This is a genomic window from Cupriavidus sp. GW821-FHT02F09 (assembly GCF_059421605.1).
Map to the genome: position 1 here is coordinate 431,375 of NZ_JBWKVH010000001.1, position 21,760 is coordinate 453,134.

General features: G+C 64.1%; 18 protein-coding genes and 1 pseudogene. 5 read left to right on the forward strand and 14 right to left on the reverse strand.

The window, feature by feature from the left end:
• Positions 1-166: 166 nt before the first annotated feature.
• Positions 167-1,066 carry a LysR substrate-binding domain-containing protein gene (locus AC07XB_RS02190; RefSeq protein ID WP_492827113.1) on the forward strand — a complete coding sequence of 300 codons (900 nt, stop codon included), beginning with the start codon at positions 167-169 and terminating at the stop codon, positions 1,064-1,066.
• Positions 1,067-1,390: 324 nt separating this feature from the next.
• On the opposite strand, the pseudogene AC07XB_RS02195 reads toward AC07XB_RS02190, so the two are convergent.
• The 3 genes and pseudogenes from AC07XB_RS02195 to AC07XB_RS02205 form a co-directional block, all read right to left on the reverse strand.
• Positions 1,391-1,922, reverse strand: a pseudogene (locus AC07XB_RS02195) (IS6 family transposase); the annotation flags it as partial.
• A gap of 135 nt (positions 1,923-2,057) precedes the next feature.
• Positions 2,058-2,729, reverse strand: coding sequence for a glutathione S-transferase family protein (locus tag AC07XB_RS02200; protein ID WP_416047224.1), 672 nt, complete (start codon positions 2,727-2,729; stop codon positions 2,058-2,060).
• Between the two features lie 75 nt (positions 2,730-2,804).
• The gene (locus AC07XB_RS02205; protein ID WP_416047273.1) at positions 2,805-3,557 is read right to left on the reverse strand and encodes an SDR family oxidoreductase; all 753 of its coding nucleotides are present in this window, start codon (positions 3,555-3,557) and stop codon (positions 2,805-2,807) included.
• A gap of 127 nt (positions 3,558-3,684) precedes the next feature.
• On the opposite strand from AC07XB_RS02205, the gene AC07XB_RS02210 reads away from it, so the two are divergent.
• Both AC07XB_RS02210 and AC07XB_RS02215 read left to right on the forward strand, forming a co-directional pair.
• The gene (locus tag AC07XB_RS02210; RefSeq protein ID WP_492827111.1) at positions 3,685-4,593 is read left to right on the forward strand and encodes a LysR family transcriptional regulator; all 909 of its coding nucleotides are present in this window, start codon (positions 3,685-3,687) and stop codon (positions 4,591-4,593) included.
• A gap of 88 nt (positions 4,594-4,681) precedes the next feature.
• Complete coding sequence (locus AC07XB_RS02215; RefSeq protein WP_492827110.1) at positions 4,682-4,945, forward strand: hypothetical protein; 264 nt, start codon at positions 4,682-4,684, stop codon at positions 4,943-4,945.
• Here the strand turns inward: AC07XB_RS02215 and AC07XB_RS02220 are convergent.
• On the reverse strand, positions 4,933-5,421 hold the full coding sequence (locus AC07XB_RS02220; protein ID WP_492827108.1) for a phasin family protein: 489 nt from the start codon (positions 5,419-5,421) through the stop codon (positions 4,933-4,935). The genes AC07XB_RS02215 and AC07XB_RS02220 overlap by 13 nt on opposite strands.
• Positions 5,422-5,771: 350 nt before the next feature.
• Here AC07XB_RS02220 and AC07XB_RS02225 point away from each other — a divergent pair, with 350 nt between their 5' ends.
• Positions 5,772-7,040 carry an MgtC/SapB family protein gene (locus AC07XB_RS02225; RefSeq protein ID WP_492827106.1) on the forward strand — a complete coding sequence of 423 codons (1,269 nt, stop codon included), beginning with the start codon at positions 5,772-5,774 and terminating at the stop codon, positions 7,038-7,040.
• A 30-nt stretch (positions 7,041-7,070) separates the two neighbouring features.
• Here AC07XB_RS02225 and AC07XB_RS02230 read toward each other — a convergent pair whose 3' ends face one another.
• From AC07XB_RS02230 to AC07XB_RS02245, 4 genes are all read right to left on the reverse strand, one after another.
• A complete protein-coding gene (locus AC07XB_RS02230; RefSeq protein WP_492827104.1) occupies positions 7,071-9,371 on the reverse strand; it encodes a heavy metal translocating P-type ATPase in 2,301 nt (766 codons plus the stop codon).
• A gap of 51 nt (positions 9,372-9,422) precedes the next feature.
• Positions 9,423-9,758 carry an ElaB/YgaM/YqjD family protein gene (locus AC07XB_RS02235; protein WP_492827102.1) on the reverse strand — a complete coding sequence of 112 codons (336 nt, stop codon included), beginning with the start codon at positions 9,756-9,758 and terminating at the stop codon, positions 9,423-9,425.
• A 205-nt stretch (positions 9,759-9,963) separates the two neighbouring features.
• On the reverse strand, positions 9,964-10,740 hold the full coding sequence (locus AC07XB_RS02240) for a COG4705 family protein (protein WP_492827100.1): 777 nt from the start codon (positions 10,738-10,740) through the stop codon (positions 9,964-9,966).
• Positions 10,741-10,961: 221 nt separating this feature from the next.
• Positions 10,962-11,453, reverse strand: a complete 492-nt coding sequence (locus AC07XB_RS02245; protein WP_492374955.1) for a flavodoxin family protein — start codon at positions 11,451-11,453, stop codon at positions 10,962-10,964.
• A gap of 311 nt (positions 11,454-11,764) precedes the next feature.
• Here AC07XB_RS02245 and AC07XB_RS02250 point away from each other — a divergent pair, with 311 nt between their 5' ends.
• Positions 11,765-12,397, forward strand: a complete 633-nt coding sequence (locus tag AC07XB_RS02250) for an acyloxyacyl hydrolase (protein WP_492810231.1) — start codon at positions 11,765-11,767, stop codon at positions 12,395-12,397.
• A 168-nt stretch (positions 12,398-12,565) separates the two neighbouring features.
• Here AC07XB_RS02250 and AC07XB_RS02255 read toward each other — a convergent pair whose 3' ends face one another.
• From AC07XB_RS02255 to AC07XB_RS02280, 6 genes are all read right to left on the reverse strand, one after another.
• Entirely contained in the window at positions 12,566-12,796 is a 231-nt protein-coding gene (locus AC07XB_RS02255) for a hypothetical protein (protein ID WP_492827099.1), read from the reverse strand.
• An 11-nt stretch (positions 12,797-12,807) separates the two neighbouring features.
• Complete coding sequence (locus AC07XB_RS02260) at positions 12,808-14,091, reverse strand: PDZ domain-containing protein (RefSeq protein ID WP_492827097.1); 1,284 nt, start codon at positions 14,089-14,091, stop codon at positions 12,808-12,810.
• A 197-nt stretch (positions 14,092-14,288) separates the two neighbouring features.
• Positions 14,289-15,593 (reverse strand): amidohydrolase, encoded by a 1,305-nt coding sequence (locus AC07XB_RS02265; RefSeq protein ID WP_492827095.1) that lies wholly within the window; start codon positions 15,591-15,593, stop codon positions 14,289-14,291.
• Positions 15,594-15,794: 201 nt separating this feature from the next.
• Positions 15,795-18,989 carry an autotransporter outer membrane beta-barrel domain-containing protein gene (locus AC07XB_RS02270; protein ID WP_492827093.1) on the reverse strand — a complete coding sequence of 1,065 codons (3,195 nt, stop codon included), beginning with the start codon at positions 18,987-18,989 and terminating at the stop codon, positions 15,795-15,797.
• Between the two features lie 373 nt (positions 18,990-19,362).
• Complete coding sequence (locus AC07XB_RS02275; RefSeq protein WP_492827091.1) at positions 19,363-20,181, reverse strand: hypothetical protein; 819 nt, start codon at positions 20,179-20,181, stop codon at positions 19,363-19,365.
• A gap of 638 nt (positions 20,182-20,819) precedes the next feature.
• Complete coding sequence (locus AC07XB_RS02280) at positions 20,820-21,698, reverse strand: hypothetical protein (protein WP_492374963.1); 879 nt, start codon at positions 21,696-21,698, stop codon at positions 20,820-20,822.
• Between the last annotated feature and the right edge of the window lie 62 nt (positions 21,699-21,760).

Genomic DNA, 21,760 nt, shown 5'->3' on the forward strand with positions numbered 1-21,760 from the left:
CTCCCAGCAGTTGCCGGGCAATCGTGACACCGAAGTTTGTGGATGAGACGATCTTAGGTAGGCGAGCAGAGTGCAGCAAGCGATATAATTTTTTCATCCTGTGAGAAAAACTCACATCGTTAGACGCGCAGCGAGTCGTCCGTTTTTTTATGGAAGGAGAAGATGTATGGTTGCCCCACGCGTTTCATTGAATGCATTGCGCGCCTTTGAGGCTACCGCGCGGCATTGCAGTTTCAGCGCCGCTGCAGAGGAACTGGCTGTTACCCATGGTGCCGTCAGCCGCCAAGTCCGCATGCTCGAGGAAACCTTCGGGATATCCCTGCTGCGGCGTACGGCCCAAGGCGCAGAACCTACGCCGGAAGGCCAGCGTCTTGCTGCCGGTTTGAAGCGTGGCTTTGATGAAATCCAAAGCAGCGTCGATCAGCTTAAGCCTGGGCCGCTGACGCTCGCGTGCTCAACGTCCATCATGATGTACTGGGTACTGCCCAGACTGTCCAGCTTCCAACAGAAGAATCCTGACGTGCTCCTGCAGTACCACATGACGTCCGGGCCCCTCGACTTCACGCGCGACAAGGTAAGCGTAGCCATTCGCTTGTCGTCGCAGGAACCGCCGCGGGATGTCATCCGCACAGATATCTGCAGTGAATGGGTAGGCCCTGTATGCTCACCCGAATATCTAAGGACACTCGAGCTACGCACGACCTCAGACTTGCAGCGGGCCCGGCTAATCTATTCACACACTCGTGAACGTGCTTGGTTGGAATGGAAGGAATGTTATGCCCCGGAGATAGGAGAGCTAATTTTAGATGAGGGCTTTCCGCACTTTTATCTACTGATCCAGGCAGCTCGATGCGGATTGGGCATCGCCAACGTACCGCGCATGCTGGTTCAGGACGACCTGAACAGCGGCACTTTGGTTGCGCCGTTCGGCTTCGTTGCTGGGCCAAACAGACTCACGATCTGGGTGGCCTCGCACCTAACGGAGCGTTCCGAGACCAAGCGGTTGATCGATTGGCTAAGCGGCGAGCTACGCGCAGACGAGAGACAAAATCGTGCAATGGCTTAGCCTGGACAATTGTCTTGGAAGCTATGTTCTGAAAGTCCGGTTTCCGCTCACAAGCACTCCTTCGATTTTCGCTCGTCGGCGGAGACTGTGGGTGAAAGGGGATGCGCGGCTAGCCGAGTGAATCCCGATTCAGGTACTGATAGAGCTTGCGACAGGTTGCATCAGGAATTTTGTACGGACTCGGAGATAGCTGGCCAGATGAGAGGGCCGCCAAGCAACCAGATGTGATCGCGGAGCGGAAGCAACGGAACGTGTCAATAACTTTGCGGGTTCTGTCGCAGTAAGGACGTGGTGGAACAGCCGGGCCTACCACGTGAATCGGGGTCAGGCGGCCAGCGAATAGAACTGCTCTGCCGCAGATGTAGCGCTCCCATCCAGGCGCTTCATCTGGCCCTTTGCGATCATGTGCATGAGCTCAATGCCGCCCAGCAGGATGCGTGCGCAGCGAAAGTCCTTGAAGCCGAGCATCGGTCGAGTCAGTCGCTTGATGGCCCGATGGTCCTGCTCGACAATGTTGTTCAGGTATTCGCTCCGCCTGATGACGGTGGGCGCTTCACGTTCGGCGCTAATGTCGTGCAAGGCGGTCGGGCTGGCCGGGCTGCCGTCGATGGTCACTGTGTCAGGCTGGCCGTGCTGCGCGATGGCGTTTTCGAAAAACCGCCGTGCTGCGGTCTTGTCACGCTGCGCGCGCAGCAGGAAGTCGATGGTATTGCCCGCCTTGTCGACTACCCGGTACAGATACATCCACTGGCCGCGCACCAGCATGTAGGTCTCGTCCATGCGCCAGCTTTTCCCCACCAACCGGGCGCTTGGAGCGGCGAAAGATTGTGTTTAGCGCCGGTAGCAACTTCATCGCCCGCTCGACGGATTGGATATGTCGCGTTTCGTCGATCATTGGCTGCCAGCCCGCTAACGCCGGACTATGATGAAGAAAGATTACTGTTCGGCGTGATAGAACATTTCCTACATGTCAGTTCGGCACTCGCTACGGTTAGGCTGCAGCGATGAGCGCTCCTTGCTGACGGAGATGCGTCTGGAAACGATCGGCATAGTCTTCGACGACGACATCCCTCACGCTGGGACGCGCCGCAAGCGCGGTGCGCCAAGCCGAAATGCGCGGAAGACCGTCGAAGATCTGATGCGCGACCGTCCCGTCGATGATTCCGAAGTAGCGGAAGAGCGGGGCGTAAACCGCATCGACCATGCCAAAGGCCGCGCCCGCGAAAAACGGCCCCATGCCCATTTCTGACTCCAGCTTGCCGAGCCGTTCGCGAAATGCGGTGCGCTTGGCATCGGCAGTCCCAGAGTCGCGAGCGTGGAGGAACTGCCAAGCTTCGGCGAAGGTCTGGGTGGCAAACTCGATCCACGCCCGGTGTCGGGCGCGAGACAGCGCGTCAGCGGGGTACATCGCCGCGCCGCCCTGCGTTTCGTCAAGGTACTCGCAAATGACCACGCTTTCGAACAAGATCGCGTCCTCCACGTTGGCCTGTCGCACCTTGAGTACCGGCACCTTGCCTGTCGGCGAAAGTGCCAGGAACCAGTCTGGCTTGGCTGACAGATCGACGTTTATCCGATCGAATTCGACGCCCTTCTCAAGAAGCACGATTGCGGCGCGCTGGACGAATGGGCACAGTGGATGACTTATTAGCGTAAGTGTGTTCATTGTGTCTTGTGGCCCTGGATGGTTTATCAAACAGAAACCGCGGCACAGAATTCGCCCAATTCTTGGGCTACGCGCTTAACCATTCAGCAAGCGGCCGCCGTCAACGACGATTTCAGAGCCGACCGTCCAGCGCGACTCGTCAGAAGCCAGATACAGCACGGCTTTGGCCACCTCGTCGGACGTACCGAAGCGCCCAAGCGGAATGCTTGCCGCAATCTCTTTGTTGAGCTGCTCGCGATACGCGTCCGGAATCCCGAGCTTGTCGTACAACGGAGTCTCGACCGGTCCGGGGCTCACTGCGTTGACACGGATGCCGCGGCCCAGCAATTCAGTCGAAAGCGTCTTCGACATGTTCAGGAATGCGGACTTCGTGGCGGCATACACGGACGAGCGGTCCGCGCCGGCATGCGCGCTCACGGAGGTGGTCAGTACGACTGACGCAGGATTTGCGAAGACCGGAAGCAGTGCCTGCATCAGGAAGTAGGGACCTTTGACGTTGATGTCGAAAGAACGGTCGAACATCTCCTCCGTCCACTCTTCGATAGGCAGCCAGACGGATACGCCGGCATTGAGGAAGGCAACGTCCAATTGCCCGTAGTGGTCCTTGATGGCTTGTGCCAGTTCTTTTTGTGCTCCAACGCTGGCCGAGTCAGCGCGCAGCACCAGAACTTCTGGGCCCAGTTCGGCTTGTGCTTTTGCAATCGTATCGGGATTGACACCAGTGACGATCACGCGGGCGCCTTCCGCCAGAAACTGCTTTGCCGTTTCCAGCCCGATGCCACTGGTGCCGCCAGTGATGAGGGTACGTTTACCTTGCAAGCGCGACATTTGAATTCTCCCGTGAATGACGACCACCGCGGTCGACAAGGAGAAATATGCGCTCATGCAGAAATCTAGATAAGATTGTCTATTCGTATATAATTCATGCAAAATCAGCATGAATTGAGGTGAAGGCGTGGATCGATTCCTTTTGATGACATGCTTCGCGCGTGCCGTAGAAACCGGGAGCTTTTCGGCGGCAGGGCGCGATCTAGGGCTGGGGCAACCCAATGTCAGCCGTTATGTGGCGGCTCTGGAGGATCACTTGCAGACGCGCTTGCTCCATCGGTCTACGCGAAAGCTATCTTTGACGCCGGAGGGCGAACGCTACTATGCGGACATCCGGGGCATCCTGGATGCGGTGGATGAATCCGAATCATCCTTCAGGAACAACGTCGAGCCATCGGGGCTCTTGCGCGTAGCCTGCCCTACGGCTCTCGCACACGCGTTTGTGTTGCCGCATGTGCCGACCTTTTTGGAGCGCTACCCCCAATTGATCTTGGATCTTCAACTCAATGATCGATACGTGGACTTGGTCAATGAAGGGACCGAACTCGCCATTCGCATCGGACACCTGGAGGACAGTACCTTGCGCGCCCGGCGTCTTGGCTGGTACGACCGAGTCTTCGTCGCCAGCAAGGACTACCTGGCCAAACGCGGCGTTCCGCAGACCCCGGATGACCTGCGCGACCACGATTGCGTCATCTACACCCTGCTGTCGTCCGGGGCGACCTGGCGATTCCGGGACGCGGACATCCCGGTTTCCGGCAGGCTTAGAGTCAACTCGCCCGACGCCGTGAGTGCCGCGGTCACGGCAGGCTTGGGCGTGGCACATGGACCTGCGTGGCTGTTTGAGGGCGGGCTGAACAGCGGTCGATTGCAGTTCATTCTGACGGACCATAGGGCTCCGCCCGTCCCGGTGCAGATGGTTTATGTGGCCAACAGACTGCTTCCCACGCGGGCTATCGTGTTCATGGATTTTATGGCTGACGTGTTTTCGAGGATTCCTGCCTTGAACGGCAACACCCCTTTGCCGAATCGATAAGTGTCTCGCGGGTCATGCCCCATGCTTCCCCGTCACGTCACTCTCCGTTCAAGCTCCCGTCAATGGGGGTTTGTATTTCAGGAGCAGCTTGAATTCCCCGTTACGCACCATCTTATCCAGCGGGTTGACGCTGGCGGCGCTGATGCGCACCAGCACGTCGCGCGGCGCGGCGCTGGCCTCGGGCATGCGTGAACTGCGCATCCATGGCAAGCAGGTTGCGATCCAGGCCTCGGTGGAGCGGATCACTTTTAGGCGGGCATGGCAAGCGGTGGCCGGCGGCATCCCCGCCGGCGTCTCAGCGGCACTTCAGCGGCATTTCAGCGGCGTCTCGGCAACATCTCAGCCGGCATGAATGGCGCGCTTGTGCGTAGCGGCACCGGTGTTGCCGCCGGTCCCGTTCAGGGTGGCCGCCGCCTGGCTGAACTTTTCGAACATATCCTGCACTTGCGTGGGCAGCGAAGCGGTGCTCCCGGCCTGCTGCAGCGCCGCGGCCTGGCAGCGCTGCCAGGTCTCTCCGGCTTCCCGCAGTTGTTCCACCATGGCGGTCTGGTTGTGAATGGCGAGATTCATCCAGGCTTGCATCCGCTGTGCGTAATGCTCGGCCTGGTTGCGCAGGAAGGTGGCCGGCAGGGTGGCGAGCGTGGCGAAGTCGCCGGCATTCGCCAGCTGCGCGCCCGCTTCGTGCAAGGTCTTGATGTCCTTGCGTACCGCGTCGAGCTGTAGTTCGAGAAAGCGCTGCCGGCTCTCCTGCATCAGGGTCAGCGCGCGCAGGCCCGCCTCGCAATTGGCGGTGAAGCATGCGAGGGGGACGTCGGTCTGGTCTGTCATGGTGAGTCTCCTGGATGCGCGCGGTAACGCGATAGTGCGGTAATGCGCGTGGATTGCTGCTGAGCCGCCAACTGATGCCAACGGTCAGGGCGGGCCTGTCTTACCGGGCCCGTTTTGCCGACCCCGATTTACCGAGCCCGTTTTACCGGGCATGTCTCACGCAAGTCGCGCGGCCACGGCAAATCACGGTTTCGCCCATCAGATGATTCTAGAAGCATGCCGCCGGCGCTTGTTGATCCGCATCAAGCTTGCGGCACATCAAGCCGGTTGCGCAGGTATGGGCCAGACTGGAATGCAATGGTGCCGGTAAGCTGGACCGTTTCCGGGGGGATAGCGTGGATCACACGGTCGTGGCATTTAGCGTCGCGCTCGGGATCGGCCTTGCGATCGGGCTGGAGCGGGAGCGCAGCCAGGCGGCGGAAGGTGCCGAGGCGCCGGCCGGCTTGCGCACGTTTGCCATTGCCAGCGTCAGCGGCGCGCTGGGCGCGTTCCTGCCCAACGCCGGGTTGTTGCCGGCGGTCCTGCTGGCGATCGCCGGCCTGGCCGCCCTGGGCTACCGCCACACCGCGGCCAGGGATCCCGGCATGACCACGGAGATGGCGTTGCTGTGCACGGTCTTGCTCGGCGCGCTGGCGGTCACGCATCCGGCGCTTGCCGCCGGGATTGCCACTGTCCTTGCGATCCTGCTGCACGGCAAGGCAACCCTGCACGGCCTGGTGCGCAACGCGCTGAGCCGGCAGGAACTGAGCGATGCCCTGATGCTGGCGGTAGCCGCGCTGGTGATCTGGCCGTTGCTGCCCGACCGCTACATGGGCCCGTTCGACGCCTGGAACCCGCGCACGCTCTGGCTGGTGGCGATGCTGGTGATGCTGATGGGCGCTGCCGGGCATATCGCCACGCGGCTGTTCGGCGAGCGGGTGGGCCTGCCGGTGACCGGCCTGTTTGGTGGCTTCGTCTCCAGCGCGGCAACCATCGGCTCGATGGCGGCGATGGTGCGCAAGGCGCCCGGCCTACGCGATGCGGCCGTGGCGGCCGCGCTGCTTTCCAGCGTGGCCACGTTCGTGCAGATGCTGCTGTTGCTGGCGGCGACCAGCGCGGCAGCGCTGCGGGCATTGGCATTGCCCCTCGCGGCCGGACTGACGGCAATGGGCCTCTATGCCGGCGCCTGGCTCTGGCTGGCAGCGCGCAGGCCAGCCGCGCAGGATGGTGCGCACGAAGGCCCACAGGACGGCGCACAGGACGGCGCACAACTGGCGGGCCCCTCGCTGGACTGGCGCGTGGCGGCAGGGTTCGTGCTGCTCATGGCCTTGCTCTTGCTGGCCAATGGCGCCACGCGAGCATGGTCCGGGCCCGGGATGCTGATGATGGTGGCCGTGGCCGGCGGGTTTGCCGATGCGCATGCCGCAACCGTGTCGGTTGCCGCGCAGGTAGCGGCGGGGCGCATGTCGGCAGAGGCGGCTGTGTGGCCGGTGCTGGCGGCCTTTTCCGCCAACACCGCTACCAAGATCGTGCTGGCTGCCGCGGGCGGGCGTGCCTTTGCGTTGCGTGTCGGTGCGGGGCTTGTGCTGGCTGCCGCAGTGACCTGGGCCGCAGCGCTCGCGCTGGTGTCGTTGCGCTGATGCCGGCCCGGGCGCGCTGCGGGCAGATCGTCAGGCGTCCCCCAGCGCGTGATACAGCTCGTCTTCCTGCGCGAAATGCAGGCGCAGGATCGCGTTGAGTTCATAGAGCAGGCGCCGGACTTCCTGCGCGCTTTCCAGGTCGATGCCGTCCGCGGGCTGGTCCGCGGCGATGCGCTCCAGCATGCCGACCAGGTGGAAGATCTCGCGATGCCCGCCGCTGAGCGCGGCTAGCGGGTCCTGGCCGCCGAGGCGCCGCGCGAGGTCCGGATAGAGGTCGGCATCGTCGTGGATCTCGTGCGCGAGCAATTGCTCGCGCAGCGCCTGGTTGAGCGCTGCCAGTTCGGCTGCGGCGGCTTGGCCGGGGAGGCTGGCTACGCGATCCGCCATCGATCTCACCTGGTCGAGCACCTGCCCCAGTTCGCTATGCTCGGTCTTCAGTCTGGTGGCCTCGGCCGCCGTGATTTGTGCGGGCTGCCATTCAGGCCCTGGCTTGCGTGCCCGTAGCGCGTTGAGAATCACAACGACATCGATCAGTTCTTGCAGCAGCGCGCCCGCCACTGGCGGCAGGTAGCCGAATGCGGCCGCGATCATGGCCGCCAGCGACAGCGCCATGCCCGCCACCACGCTTTGCACGGCGATGCGGCGCGTGCGCCGGGCGATCTGCATCGCCTCGGCCAGGCGGTCCAGGCGGTCGACCAGCAGTACCACGTCCGCAGCCTGCGCCGACGCGGCCGCGCCTGCCGCGCCCATTGCCACGCCGACGTCGGCGGCGGCCAGCGCGGGCGCGTCGTTGACGCCGTCGCCAACCATGATGACCTTGTCATTGCGCTGTGCCTCGCGAATTGCCGCGAGCTTTTGCGCGGGCGTCTGCTGGGCGCGCACTTGCGTCACACCCAGCATCGCGCCTGTCATCTGCGCCACGTCGTCGCGGTCGCCGGTCAGCATCACCATGTGCTGGATGCCGGCCTGCCTGAGCAGCCTGAGCGCGCGGGGCGTGTCGAGCCGGATCTGGTCCGCAAGCTGCAGCGCGCCGCGCATGGCGCCATCGACACCAAGAAAGACGGCCGCTGCGCCTTCATGGCCCATGCGCCGTACCCATGCCGTGCTCCACGGCGTGGGTGTGGTTGTGCTGGCCACGTGCGCCAGGGAGCCGATGGTGACCACATGCCCGCCGATCGTGCCGCGCAGGCCGGCGCCGGGATCCTCGGCGACCTCGCCCGGCAACGCCAGCGCCAGGCCGCGCTCGCGCGCCGTGGCGACCAGCGCGCGGGAACTGGCATGCACCGAGGCCTGTGCCAGCGAAGCTGCCAGGCGAAGCACTTCGTCCTGCGCGTGTCCTGGCGCCGCCTCGATGGCCGAGACGCGGGCCTGGCCCGTGGTCAGGGTTCCGGTCTTGTCGAAAAACAGCACGCGGCACTGCGCCAGCCGCTCCAGCGCACCGCCGTCCTTGACCAGGATGCCCCGGCTGGCAGCGCGCGACATGCCGCAGACGATGGCCACCGGCACCGCCAGGATCAGCGGGCAGGGGGTAGCCACCACCAGCACCGCCAGTGCCCGGTGCGCATCGCCGGTCATGATCCAGGCCGCGCCGGCCACGGCCAGCGCCAGCGGCACCAGCAGCAGGGCGTAGCGGTCGGCCAGGCGCATGGACGGGCTGCGGCTTTGCTGCGCCTCCATCACAAGGCGGACAATGCCCGAGTAGGTACTTTGCGCCGCCGTGGCGCCAGCGAGCATCTCGAACGGCGCGCCGGCATTGACCACGCCGCTGCGCAGTGGCTCGCCCGGCGCGCAGCGCTGCGGCATGGCCTCGCCGGTCAGGGTGGATTCATCCAGTTCGGCAGCCTGGAGCAGCGTCCCATCGGCTGGCACCACTTCGCCCGCGCGTACCAGCAGCCGGTCGCCGGGGTGCACAAGCGCCAGCGGTACCGGGCGCCATTCGCCGCCTTCGAAGCGGCTGGATTCGCGCGGCGCGTGGCGCAGCAGCGCGCTCATCTCGCTGGCGGCGCGCGCTTGCGCATAGCTCTCCAGTGCGCGTCCGCTGGCCAGCATCAGGGCAATCACAGCGGCGGCAAAGTGCTCGCCCAGCCACCATGCGAAGCCGATGGCCAGCAGAGCCAGGACATCCACGCCGGCCTTGCGGTGCCACGCCGCGAGCACGGTGCTGGCGGCCAGGGCAATCAGCACCGGCAGGACACCGATCAGCCACGCGGTACGCGCGAGCGCCGCCGATTCGAACCAGTACAGCAGCGATCCGGCGCTCAGCGTGAGCGCGCAGGTCGCCAGAAGCCCGAGGTTGAGCCAGCGGTGGTAGCGAGGCTGCGCAGGCGCCATATTGCCTTCGATCCTCCATCAATCCGCTATCGATCCGCTATCGATTGGCCATCAATCGCGGCGCGAGACCGACATGGCGACAAGCACCCCGCATACGGCGGCAACCGCCGCGGCCGCGCCCAGCGCACGCCATGGGTGCGCCTGCACGTACGCTTCTCCCGCATCGGCCAGATCGCGCACCTGGCCGCGGCCTTGCGCCTGCAGCTCGCGCAGGCGCAGTTGCAGCGCCTCCAGCCGCACCTTGAACTGTTCGCGGGCCTGGCCGGCTTGCTCGCCGGTCAAGGTGGCGGCGTCGCGCAGCAATGCCTGCACATCGGCTAGCAAGACGTTGACATCGCGCTGTAGCGCGGCGCGGTGTACGGAAAATACGGATCTGACGTCGTTCATGGCGCACTCCTGGCGGGTGGAAACGATGAAGGTACGGCGGGATGAAGCTAAGCCACATACCACTATAGGTTCGGCGCCCGCCCGGCGGTTGATCGCCATCAAGCCGCCATCAAGCCTGGGGCGGATGAAGGGCGCAGCCCACCCCCCGGTCGTTTCCCGATACCGCTCGCATCCTCCCGCAAGCGGATACAGCGGGGTCCGGCCGCTAGTGCCGGGCCCGGCCCGCGGCCCGCTGCGGCATCAGCAGCAGGCAAAGCGCCATGAAGCCCAGCAGCGCTGCCGAAGCACTGAAGCGACCCAGTGCCAGCCCGCCGGATTGCAGGGGTTTGTCGAGGAAGTCGCCCACCACCGCCCCGAGCGGGCGCGTCAGGATAAAGGCCGCCCAGAACAGCAGGGTGCGTGAGACCCGCGTGCGGTAGTAGGCCAGGGCTAGCAATGCCAGCAGCGAGCCGAAGATCGCCATGCCGCCCACGTAACCCATCCCGGCCGTGTCGGCGGTCCAGTCTCCCAGCGCCGTGCCAAGCGTCTGCGAGAACATGATGGTGACCCAGTAGCACAGCTCGGCGCGCGGCGAATGCACGCTGTCGACCGAGACCGTGCCAAGCCAGCGATACCACAACGCCAGCGACAGCAGCAACAGCAGCGCCAGCAACGTGGATCCCCCGGCGTAGCCGATGCCGAGCGAGCGGTCCGCGAAGTCCGCCAGGGTCGTGCCGACCGTGGTGGTGGCCACGATGGTGGCCCAGTACAGCAGCGGCTGGAAGCGCTTGGCGCGAACCTGGGCGTAGACCACCACCAGGAACACCGCCGCAAAGATCGCTGTGCTGACCAGGTAGCCCAGTCCCATCGTCATGGACAGCGCATCGCCGCCGGTCTCTCCGAGCGTGGTCGCGGCGATCTTGATCAGCCAGAATGCCAGTGTGACTTCCGGCACTTTGCTGCCCGCCGCGGTGCTGGCCTCGTAGCTGGGGCGTGCTGTCATGTTGAACTCCTTCGACGTTAGGCTTGGCGCGGCGGACTCCTGCCACCGCAAGGATTGCCAGATACTAGTTCGCGCGGGATTAAGGCAGCATTAAGGCCGTGTTGCGGCGCAACGGGCGGGGCGGAGGACGAAAGTTGACTATCAGCCGCTGGCGCGTGGTGGCGGGAGGCTTATCGCGTCAAGCCCGAACGTGACAATCCCGAATGTGACGGGTTTCGACGTCAGAAGACGCCAAGCGCAAGACCTGCCGCCAGGCCAGCGCCCAGTTCGGCACAGCGCGCCAGGTCCTCGGCGCCGATCTCCTTGTGTGCCAGAATGCGTTCGGGTGTCTGTGCATGGGTGCAGACGATCAGGCCCGGCGCCACACACTTGAGCCGCCAGCCGGTAGCGATGCGTTCGACCTGGCGCAGCGCGTTCTGCCCGTCGCTGCCGGCACAGATCATGGCCGCGTACGGGCGGCCGTTCACACGGTCAAGCGCCGCGTAGTAGCAGCGATCAAAGAAGTCCTTCATCAGCCCGGACATCGCAGCCAGGTTCTCCGGCGTCGCGAACAGATAGCCGTCGGCCGCCAGCACATCGTCCGGACCGGTCTCGGCCGCCCGCTGCAGCCTGACCGCGATGTCAGGCTGCATACGCGCCGCGTCGGCTGCCGCCTCGGCCATCTGCTTTGTTCCCCCGGTCATCGTGTGGTAGACGATCAGCAGCGTCTTCATTTGTTCCTACTCGCCATCCGCCGGTACGCCGGTACATTGCGCACTCTAGCACGCCCCAAACACCGGCTAGCCGAGGAAAAGCCGCGGTCCAGCCCTGAGAGCAACTTCGCGCGTGCCGGTGCGCCGCTTGATAGTCGGCTTCACGCCTGTTCCGTCCACGTCGTTCCAAATCTGGGACGCTGATATGCGCTAGCGGTATCTATTCGGTCGCTTGTGCCGAACGCATAATTCGGGGTTTTCGCGCGAAGTCCAGCCAGGAGGGGCGGCGGGCCGGGGAATTGTTCGCCATGCCGATGGAATCCTCTTGACTTGTGTTCACTTCCAACGCGATCAAGGTGTCACCAACAACAAGAATTCATCTTCACAAGGCTTTTGTCATGCTTCGATCTGTCTTCTCCTTCGTCCTGATTTCCAGTGCGTTTGCCAGCGCCGCCGCGCTTGCCGCGCCCGCCAGCGAGGATGCCGCGTGGTTCGAGCCGGTTCGTCTTGGGGCAGCACTGGGTGCGGGCGGCGAGGCCTCGATCGCACGCGTGGAGGCGCGATGGAACCTGAAGACCGACCTTTGGGCGACGAGCTCGCGGTCAGTCCGTGTTCGCCTGGGTCTCGAAGCTTCCGTGGGTGGTTGGAATCCACATGGCAGCAATAGCAACCTCATGGGCGATGTGGGCTTTACACCCATCTTCCGGGTTCAGGGTGCCGGCCGCTCGGGGCCCTTCGCCGAGGTTGGCGCCGGCGTGCACCTGCTGTCGCGCACGCGCATCTCGGACTCAAAAGTATTCTCGACGGCGTTCCAGTTTGGCGATCGCATTGCCGCCGGCTACCGGTTTGGCGACGCGATCGACTCGGAACTGGGGGTGCGCTTCCAGCACTACTCCAACGCCGGCATCAAGGAGCCGAACCCCGGCATCAACTTCTACATGCTTCAGTACTCGGCCCGCTTCTAAAAGGGATTCATCCGACTTTCGTGTGGGTCGATGCATCGCTGGGCTAAATCCAGCGCTGCCGTAGCTCCCCTCTCCCATTTCATGGGAGAGGGGAGCAAACCAGCGTATTGCTTCCCGCCACTTACCCACGCGAAAGTCTGAAGAACCCTAAAAGGCTTGCGCCCGGGCTCAGGCGGGAGCGATGCCGTAGCGGCGGCCAATGCGCAGCAACAGCGCGTCGAGTTCCTGAAGGATCGGTCTGCGGTCGTCGGCCCGCCATACCAGTGCCGATGGCATGGCCGGCAGGTCGATCTTGACGAACGCGACCCGGCACCATGCGCACCAGCCGCTCCTGCGGCACGCACAGCAGGCGCTGGTCCCGTCCGCCGTGATCGGGGCGTGGCCATCGAGTACGAGCAATAGATCCTCCGTTAGTCTGCTTCGACCACGATCGCCTTGCGCTCGACATTCAGCTCCAGACGCTGCGTTTCGCGCTCGATGCCCAGCCTCACAGAAGTCGCCGGCTGACCTCGAATCAGATCCGTGATCTGGGTGAGCGACATCTCGGAGGTCAACCGGTCGTCGACCGTCGTGATCCGGTCGCCTGGTTTCACGCCGGCGAGTTCAGCCGGCGCGCCGGGAATTACAGCGTGCACGAGCGCACCCGTGCTATGCAGCGGCGTGGCGATGACGATACCGATGCCGACGAGCGATTGCGTCGCAGCCGGCAATTTCAGCCACTTACCCGGCATGGCGGGATAACAGTCGGTGCACTGCAGCGAACCGTCACGCTCGCGCTGGAAGTGAAACGTCGGCTTCTCCGCCGATGCACATCCTTCGGCCCGCATCGTATCGAACAACGCCAAGCCCTGTTCGTTCTGGCACGCGCCCATCGTATTGAACATCATCGGCAACGGCGGGTCGGCCAGGATGCCGAACGACACATACGCGATGTCGCCCTTCACCACGATCGCCGGCTGAGCTGGCTCGCGAAGTTGCCCTTTGCGCCACGCGGCCCATGCGGTCTTCAGATCCGGATAGGATGCAGGTACGTAGGTGCCGTTGAGCGGACCGCCCGGATTTGCCGGGCGCTGCCGCAGTCCGGGCGGCACGATGATGCTCGGAAGGTATTGCGGCGCCGCGTCCTCGCTGCGCAATTGGCCGTCTCTGAATGTCAGCATGAACAGTTTGCCGGCACGTTCGGCGAGCCCCTGTCCGGCTCCATTGAAATCCGCGACTACGTCATAGGCGGGCACCTTGACCGGCTGTCCTTTGCTGTCGACGAATCTCGTCAGATTGTCTTTGCGCACTTGGATCAAGCCGATGGTGTTCAGCGTTTCGGTTCGGACGCTCTGGTAGATGAAGGGCAGCACGAGCTTGCCCGTGTTCGCGTCAAGCACGCCGTATTGCGAGCCGAGCCGGGCCTTGGCCAGGCCCGGGAACTCGATGTCCAGACGGTCGTAGCCGGTGTCGTTGAGCGGCTTGCCGTTCTTGTAGAGGTAGTACTTGCCGTCGCGCTTGGTCACCTGCGAGGCGACTGCGGCCGTCGTGGCGTCGGCCGATTCGCTTGCTGCCAACGCGGGTGACGCGATCAGCATCTGGGATAACAGTGCAAGGACTGCGGCCAAGATCGGCTTGCTGCCGCGCCGTGCGGCCTTGCGCGACGTGTGCACGGCACGGTGAGGCGTGGCACCGCTGATTATTGTCAATTGCATTGGTTCGTCCTTTCTTATGGCTGATGATCGTCGCGACCGAAGATGGCCTGACGCCAGCCGCGCGGCTGCAAGCTGGTTCGCCCAGCACCTGGGCAAGCCGGCGCAAGGGCGATGATCCTCAGGCAGATAGCAGGCCGACTGGAGCATCGCACGGCAAGGCGCATTCAAGGCGCATTCAAGGCGCGTTCAGGGCGCGTTCAAGGCGCGGGGAGCAGGCTAAGCACGGCCAGGCTCATGGCGGTGACACCGGTCTTGATCGACGGCTCGGGCACCGGGGCGAAGTAGGGCGAGTGATTGAACACCAGGGGCTTGCCGCCGCGCTTGCTTGCGGCCGAGACGTCTTCTGGGTCAAGCACACCCACAAGGAAGAACATCGAAGGCACGCCCTCGCCGCCGTATTCCGCGAAATCCTCACTGGTCGTGAGCGGCAGCGTGCGGGCCACCTTGTCCTTGCCCAGGCCCGCCTGCAACGCGGCCTCGACGCGTGCGACCACCGTCTCGCTGTTCACCACGCCGAGGCCATTGTCGGTAATCGTGATCTCCGGTTCAGGGGCAGCGGCCGCGCTTGCCGATGCCCGCGCAACGCGCCGTACCCCGTCGACGAGCAATTCCCGGACCCCGGAATCGTAAGCGCGGATGGTGCCGCGCAAGACCGCGCTGTCGGGAATGATGTTGCCCGAGCTTCCTGCCTGGAGCGCGCCGACGGTAATCACGCCGAATGCCATCGGATCCTTTTCCCGGCTCGTCACGGCCTGCACATCCGTGACGAATCGCGCGGCAATGATGACCGGGTCCAGCGCCTTGTTGGGTGCGGAGCCGTGTCCGCCACGGCCTTTGAAGAGGATCTCGAACGAGCTGGCGGCAGACGTCATCGGGCCCACGCTGTAACTGATCGTGCCGTAAGGCCGGGGATCCGTGTGCAAGGCAAGCGCGGTGTCGGGCTTGGGAAAGCGCTTGAACAGCCCGTCGGCCAGCATGGCCCTGGCGCCGGCGCCGATCTCTTCAGCCGGCTGCGCCACGAACATCAGGGTGCCGCGCCACTGGCCCTTCATGGCGACCAGGGCACGCGCGGCGCCTACCCAGGTCGCCATGTGCAAGTCGTGGCCGCAACTATGCGCAACAAAGCTCTCGCGCCCGTTCCACGTGGTGACTGCCTTGCTGGCATAGGGCAGAGAGGTTTTCTCCTCCATGGGGAGGCCATCCATGTCGGTGCGCACCATGATGGTCGGGCCCGGGCCGTTGCGGTACAGGGCCACCACGCCGGTCTTTCCCACGTTCTCGGTCACCTCGAAGCCGAGCGCGCGCATCTCCCCGGCGAGCCGCGATGCGGTGCGGGTCTCGGCGAATGCGAGCTCGGGGTGCGCGTGCAGATCCTTGTACAAGGCGTCCAGCTCGGGATACATGGTTGCCACCAGGCCGTTCAACTGGGTGGTTCGTCCGGCGCCAGGCTCGCTGGGCTGCGCCAATGTTCCGGCACCGGCATTGACTGCGGCAAGCAGCATGGCGGCCGCCGCCGCACGGCGAGCCAACGTGCGTCTTTGTTGCACTTTCTTCTGGGCTTTTTCTTGCACCTGGGATTCTCCTTTCTTCCTGATGTCAGAGCCGGGGATACGAAACCTCACGAAGCCTCACGAAACCACGCGTTGGCATCCTGGCTCGATATGGGCTTGGGTACGGGGCTGTGGTCACTGTGGTCACTGTGGTCACCAGCTGTACCGGTAGCCCATGCTGACCGTCCACGGGTTGTCCAGCCTGGCGCCGCTTGCGTACCCGTAGTCGGCGTACAGGCGGTGGTTCGTGCCCAGTGACGCGGCAACGCCCACGCCCAGCTCGGCAAGGCCGCCGGACAGGTCGGTCCGGGTAGCCACGCCGTTGGTGCGTACCGTGCTCTTGCCGTCAAGCTCCTGCGACAGGCTCAGCTTGACGTAGGGCTGCACGGTGCCGCCATTGGCCAATGCAATGCGGCGGCCGAGCAGGGAGCCAACGCGCAAACGCATCGAATTGCCGCTGTCGGCATCGACCTGCAGACCGTTGCTGGCGCGGTAGCTGGCGCCGCTGGCGCGGAGCATCGACAGCTCCACCTGCGGCTCGACGAACCAGCCCAAGCCGAACGGCACCTGGCGGCCGGCTTCCACCGACACGCCGATGGCGTTCTGGTGGGAATCGGCCTTCACCGACTGGCCGTCGGTCGCCACCACCGCGAAGTTCTGCTGGATTTTGTTTGCCTTGAACACGCCGTCGACGTACCAGCCGGCATCGGCCAGCCAGGTGGCATAGCCGCCGAAGTGGTAGCTATCGGCGCCGCCCGTGCCTTCGTCACGAAAACGGCGGTCGGTCGAACTGTATCCGGTCATGCCGCCGACGTACCAACGCCCGCCTTCGACCGGCAGGGACTTGTCGACGCCGACCTCCAGGCCGCCCACGGTCTGCTCGAACGAGCGGCCGCCGCGGTTGTCGAGTCTCTGGCGCTCGCCGAAACCCCGCATCCAGACGCCACCTTCGTTCTTGCCCTGGCGCAACTCACCCATCCGCCTGGCCAGCGTGCCTTTTTCGGCGTACCAGATCGCGTGCGCGGTGCCGGCGCTGGACGTATTGATGGCGGCGTTGGCGGCCGTGGACAGGTCTTCGGGGCCAGGCGGCGCAATCTCGGACTGCCCTGGCGGCGCCACCGCTTCCGGCGACAGCTCGCCGCTGTTGACGAGGCTCCAGTCGGTGGCGCGCCCGCCGACCGTATCGCTGCTTTTCAGCGCGTAGCGATAGGTGCCGGCATCTACCAATTGATCGCGGTTGGCGAGCGTGAACGACCCCGGGCCGCCTTCGGTCTGAATGATCCTCAGGGACCCGCCGCCGGCCATCGGCTCGGCGCCGCTGTTGGCCACCAGCACGCGGTGATCGCCAGAGACGGTGCCGCCGACGCGCAGCAGGTCGCCCTGGCCGGCGCCCAGGTCGGTGCGCATTTCGAACAGGCCGCCGCCGCTGAGGTTGCCGGTCACGTCCAGCACCTTGAACGCGCCGCCCGGGGTGGCAAATGACACCGTGCCCGCATTGTCCAGGCGCGCCACCGCCGAGTTGCCGCGCACGCGCCAGGTGCTGCTGCCGTCGATGCTCAGCGTGTCCACCATCCGCCCGGCGTTGTTGTGCAGGGCGCCGGTCAGCACGGAGTGGTCGCGCAGGCTCACGCTGGCCGACCCGCTGTCGAGCACCACGTCGCCCTCCAGGTGGCTGCGCTGCGCGTTGAGCTGCACATCGCGTGCGGCAACCACATCACCGTCTGGCGAGGAGGGGCGCCGTTCGTCCACGTACAGCAAGGCGCCATCGCCGCTGCTGGATTTGCCGATGATCGTGGTGTCGACCAGGTTCGCAGTGAGGCCGCTGCCTTCGACCGTGATGCCATTGCCGTTCGCGGCCTCGATATGGCTGTTGCGGATCGATATCGTGTTGTCGACGCCGGGCGTGTTCGAGTAGGCCAGGATGCCATTGGCGCCTGTGCCGCTGGTGCGTATGTCGACGCCGTCCAGGCTGACCTGCGCGCCCTGGCGGCCCATCATCAGCCCGTGGGAACCGTCACCAACGGTGCGCACGATGGTACCTGTCGCATCCAGGCGCGCGGCGTTGGCGAGCAGGCCGTAGGCGGTGTGGCCGTGGGTGGTGACCGAGCCACCTTCGAGCACGACGTTGGACCCGGGCAGGCGCGAGACCACGCCGATGGCAGCGTTGCCGAAGGTCTCGACTGCGACGCCGCGCGCGGTGGTCGTCGCGCTGCTGCCGCTGCCGCTATAGAGTTCGGAGACGTAGATACCGTGCCCGCTTTCGCCACGCGTGGTGATCGAGCCGCCGTCCATGGTGACTGTGCCCGCCCGGTTTTCCACGCCCACGCCTTTTTCTCCGCTCATCCTGATGGAGACGTCCTTGGCCACCACAACGCTCTCGCTCGGAACCCGGATGCCGGCGACGTTCGAACCATTGCTGCTGATCTGCACGCGCTCCAGCCTGGCATGGACGCCATCAGCGTTTGCATCGATGCCGGAACCCGTCTCGGCATGCACCACCACATCGCGCAAATCGGCTGTGGACGGGGTGAATTCCGCTCCGCCGGCCCTGGTGAGATACACGCCATCGCGATACGCGTCGATGGTGCCATTGGAGAACGAGACGCTGCCGCCGGACGCGTGAATGCCAGTGCCGCGGACCGAGACGATGTCGGTGTTGGTGGCGGTCACGGTACCGCGGTCGACACTGATGCCCTTGCCGCCCCAATGCGTGGTGGCAGTGGCATTGAGCTTTGCCTGATCCAGGACGACGCTGGCACCATCCGCTGCGTGGACTGCCGAGGCGCCATCGCCAAGGACGGTGATTTGCGTTTTGTGGGCGGTAATCACGGCGTCCGTGCCCGCTGCATTCAGGCCATGGGCTTCGTCACCCTGGGTGGAAACCGAGCCGCCTGTCATCTCGACGCGCCCGCCGTCGATGGCGTGCACGCCGTGGGAATATTGACCCTCGGTCTTTATCCGCGTGTCGTTCAGGGTCGCCGTGCTGCCCGCATCGCGCACGACCAAGGCATTGGCCTCGAAGCTGCCCAGTGCGGTGAGGTTGCTGTCGGACAGTGCCAGGGTGCCGCCGGCGCTGACGCTGACGCCCTGCGCGCCGACGCTCGTGCCCGCGATGCCGGACTGGATGCTCACGCCGTTGCCCGAGAGGGCGTTGTTGGCGCCGCTAATGTTGACCGCCGTGCCGGCGCCCGCATGCGTGACCGTGTCACCGGGAACGAGCACCCGCGTTTCTCCATCGGGTGTGGAAAGATCGATGCTGGGGTAAGCCGTCGCCGCCGTGGCCAGTTGAATGCCCGGGAACAGCAGTGTCAGGATGGCGACGGAAATTCGAGTTGGTTGCAGTTTCATGGAGGAGTGTCCGGCTTGCTCCACCCCCAATACCAAATGCACCAGACCTGAATCGGCTAATGAAAATAATGAAGCGCGTATGGCAGCGTTGAAGGGGAGCGTTGAAAGAGTTTGATTTGCCGGTCCATTCTAGAGACGCATTCACCAGATTTGAATCAGACAAGTACGAAAAGCAGGGTGCTCAACGCCACGGCGCGGTCTCAGGCACGGCGCATTGCTCGACCGCAAGCGAAATCGCAGCGGGCGCCTGCAAAAGCCGATGTCGGGATGCTGGCCGGGAGCGACACGCGTTTCGCCTGGCGCGCGGCCAGTCTCTGTGCCACGGCGAGCGGGGCGGAGCCGATGAAATCGGCGCAAGTGGAAGGCCGCAGCCTTACTCGTCGATCAGCCGGGAGTGCTCATGCAACGTGATATGCGAGTCGGGCGGCAGATAGGCCACGGCGCTCGGGCGCGAGCTGGCGTCGTACGCCGGCACAGCCAGCCTGTAGCCGGCGCTGTAGCCCGCGCTGTAGCTCGCGCTGTAGCTCGCGTTATTGTCTGCGTTACTGTCCGCGCTATCGCCCGCGTCATAGGCTGCCGGCGCCCTGGCGCTGCGCGCGGCCATTTGCCTGGCAGGAACCGGCTCGGCATACGAATGCCTGCGGGCTACGGTGTGCTCGACCGCAGCGGCGATGGGGCTGGTGGCGGCGCGGGTGGCTGTGCCGTTGCTTGCGCTGATGGCTGTGCTGTTGGCTTTGCTGGTGGTCGCGTTTTCAGCCAGCAAAGGGGCGGGCAGAGGCGCCGCAGGCGCGGGCGAGTCAACCGCCGCAGCCACGGCAGCCACGGCTTCCGGCTGCTCGGCCACAGCGGCTTGCAGCCCGGCATCTGCTGCTGGCGATCGCGCAGGCGAGGACTCGGGCATGGACACAGGCTTGAATGCGGGCAAGGGTGCAGGCAAGGGCGCGGGAGCGGGGCCTGTCAACGACGCCGCCAACAGCCACGCCGCCGCCGCAGCCGTGCCGCAGCCCACCGTGCCGGCAGCCAGCCCGCGCAGCCGCGCGCGGCGCAACGCCCGCGCCTGGGTGGGGGCCGTGGCCGCAAGATGCACTTTGACGGCCTCGGCACGGTACGCAGCAAGCGTATCGCGTATATCGAAGCGCGTGCCCCATGGTGGCGGCACATCGAGTTGGGAAGGAATAACGGAATCAGGCAAGGCTCACCTCTGCAGCGCAAAAGCGACGCAACACCGCCGGTCGATCCGGGCGAAGCTGGTCAAAGGGCAATACTAGCATTGCTGATATGAGTCGAAAATCGGACAAGTCTGATTCTGCGCAACGCCAGGCTCGGCTCTCGAATTCCGCGCGCTGTACCTCGAAGCACGCGTGGACTGAGGATGTGGCATCTTTGGTGGGCTTAGTCATTTCGGACTTATCCGATTGATCGCGCGATGAAATTCAGACTTATCCGATTTCCTGAACCGTGAAACCTCGTTAGACTTTTGTTTGTCGGCATACCCCTATGTGCCGATGATCGACCTTTGCAGAGTGGGTACCCCCCTCCAACCCGCAATCGCGCCCCAGGCTGTTATCCCCGTGGCAGCCTGGGTTTTTTTACTGGCGCGAAGAAGGGCGGCTATGTCAGCTCCGGATTGCAGCATGGGAGATCTGAAGCGGCAAGGGTGACGGTATCGTTCAAGGATCGGTCCGACAGCTGAGTTCGGCCATGAACCACCAGCCGGCGACCTCGCCCAGCGCCCCTTGAGCGTGAGCTCCGTTGTCAATAACGGTTCTTCAAGCGTAGCAATCGATCCCGGAGACGTCCGCTCTCGCTTAACACCGGGACATACCGCGATCAGTCTGGGGGACCGATCTCCTCGAACCAATCCATCGCCCGTTCTCTGGCTTCCCCGGAGGAAGTGGAAAGTATCGCGAGCAGGTCGCGATGTGCTTCGTTTACCTTTTTGTCCTGGGACAAAAGGCCATCGAAGTACGATGCGATCAAGACATAGTCCAGATCAAGTTGATGGTTGAGCTCCTTCCCTGCCGCGGCGACGTTCCCCCCATTTCTTATCGTGATCAGGCAGTGCCTTGCCAGCAGATAATTGTATCGGAGGTACATCGGCTTCCGGGCGATGAAGCGGAGTGCGTCAATTTCCTCCATGCCGTGATCTTTCTTAAGCATCTTCAAGAAGAAGATCTCAGACATCACCTGAACGAAGGCGAGAAAGCGTGGCCAACTCAGATTTGGACTTCGGATGGAAGCGATGAGCTTAGGCCTCAGGCCTTGATGCAATACTTCCAGAAGTTGCTCGGTGCGGAGTCTGGCATTGGCTGCATCCAGATCTTTGCCCAGGAGAGACGCTCTTGCGTCGCTGAATCTCTTTTGAATGCTATCGTTGGTTTTATCGTTCTCGTCTTTTGCGAGATCCGTTATCAGATTGCCAACTAAACTCGTGAACTCGGAAGATAGGATTCCATCCGGGGTGGAAGGGCAACGCGAGTTCAACTCCGTATGGGATATCTCACCCACGCTGAAAGAAACCGCCACCTGATCGATGTGCGGGGAGAACACCTGCAATGCCAGTTTCATGGTCAACCGACAGTCCTCGTGCTTGCACATCTCAACCAGGGCGACATCTGGAATGACAAACCTGGACTCGGCTTCCGCTCGGATTTTCGCGGCAAAGTCAGGGCATTGCAGGACGTTCATGTCCACGACATAGGTTCTCATAGAAATTCTCTCTGATCGGCGTCAACGCACGCCTGCCGCAGCGGGCGCTCCTCACGCTGGTC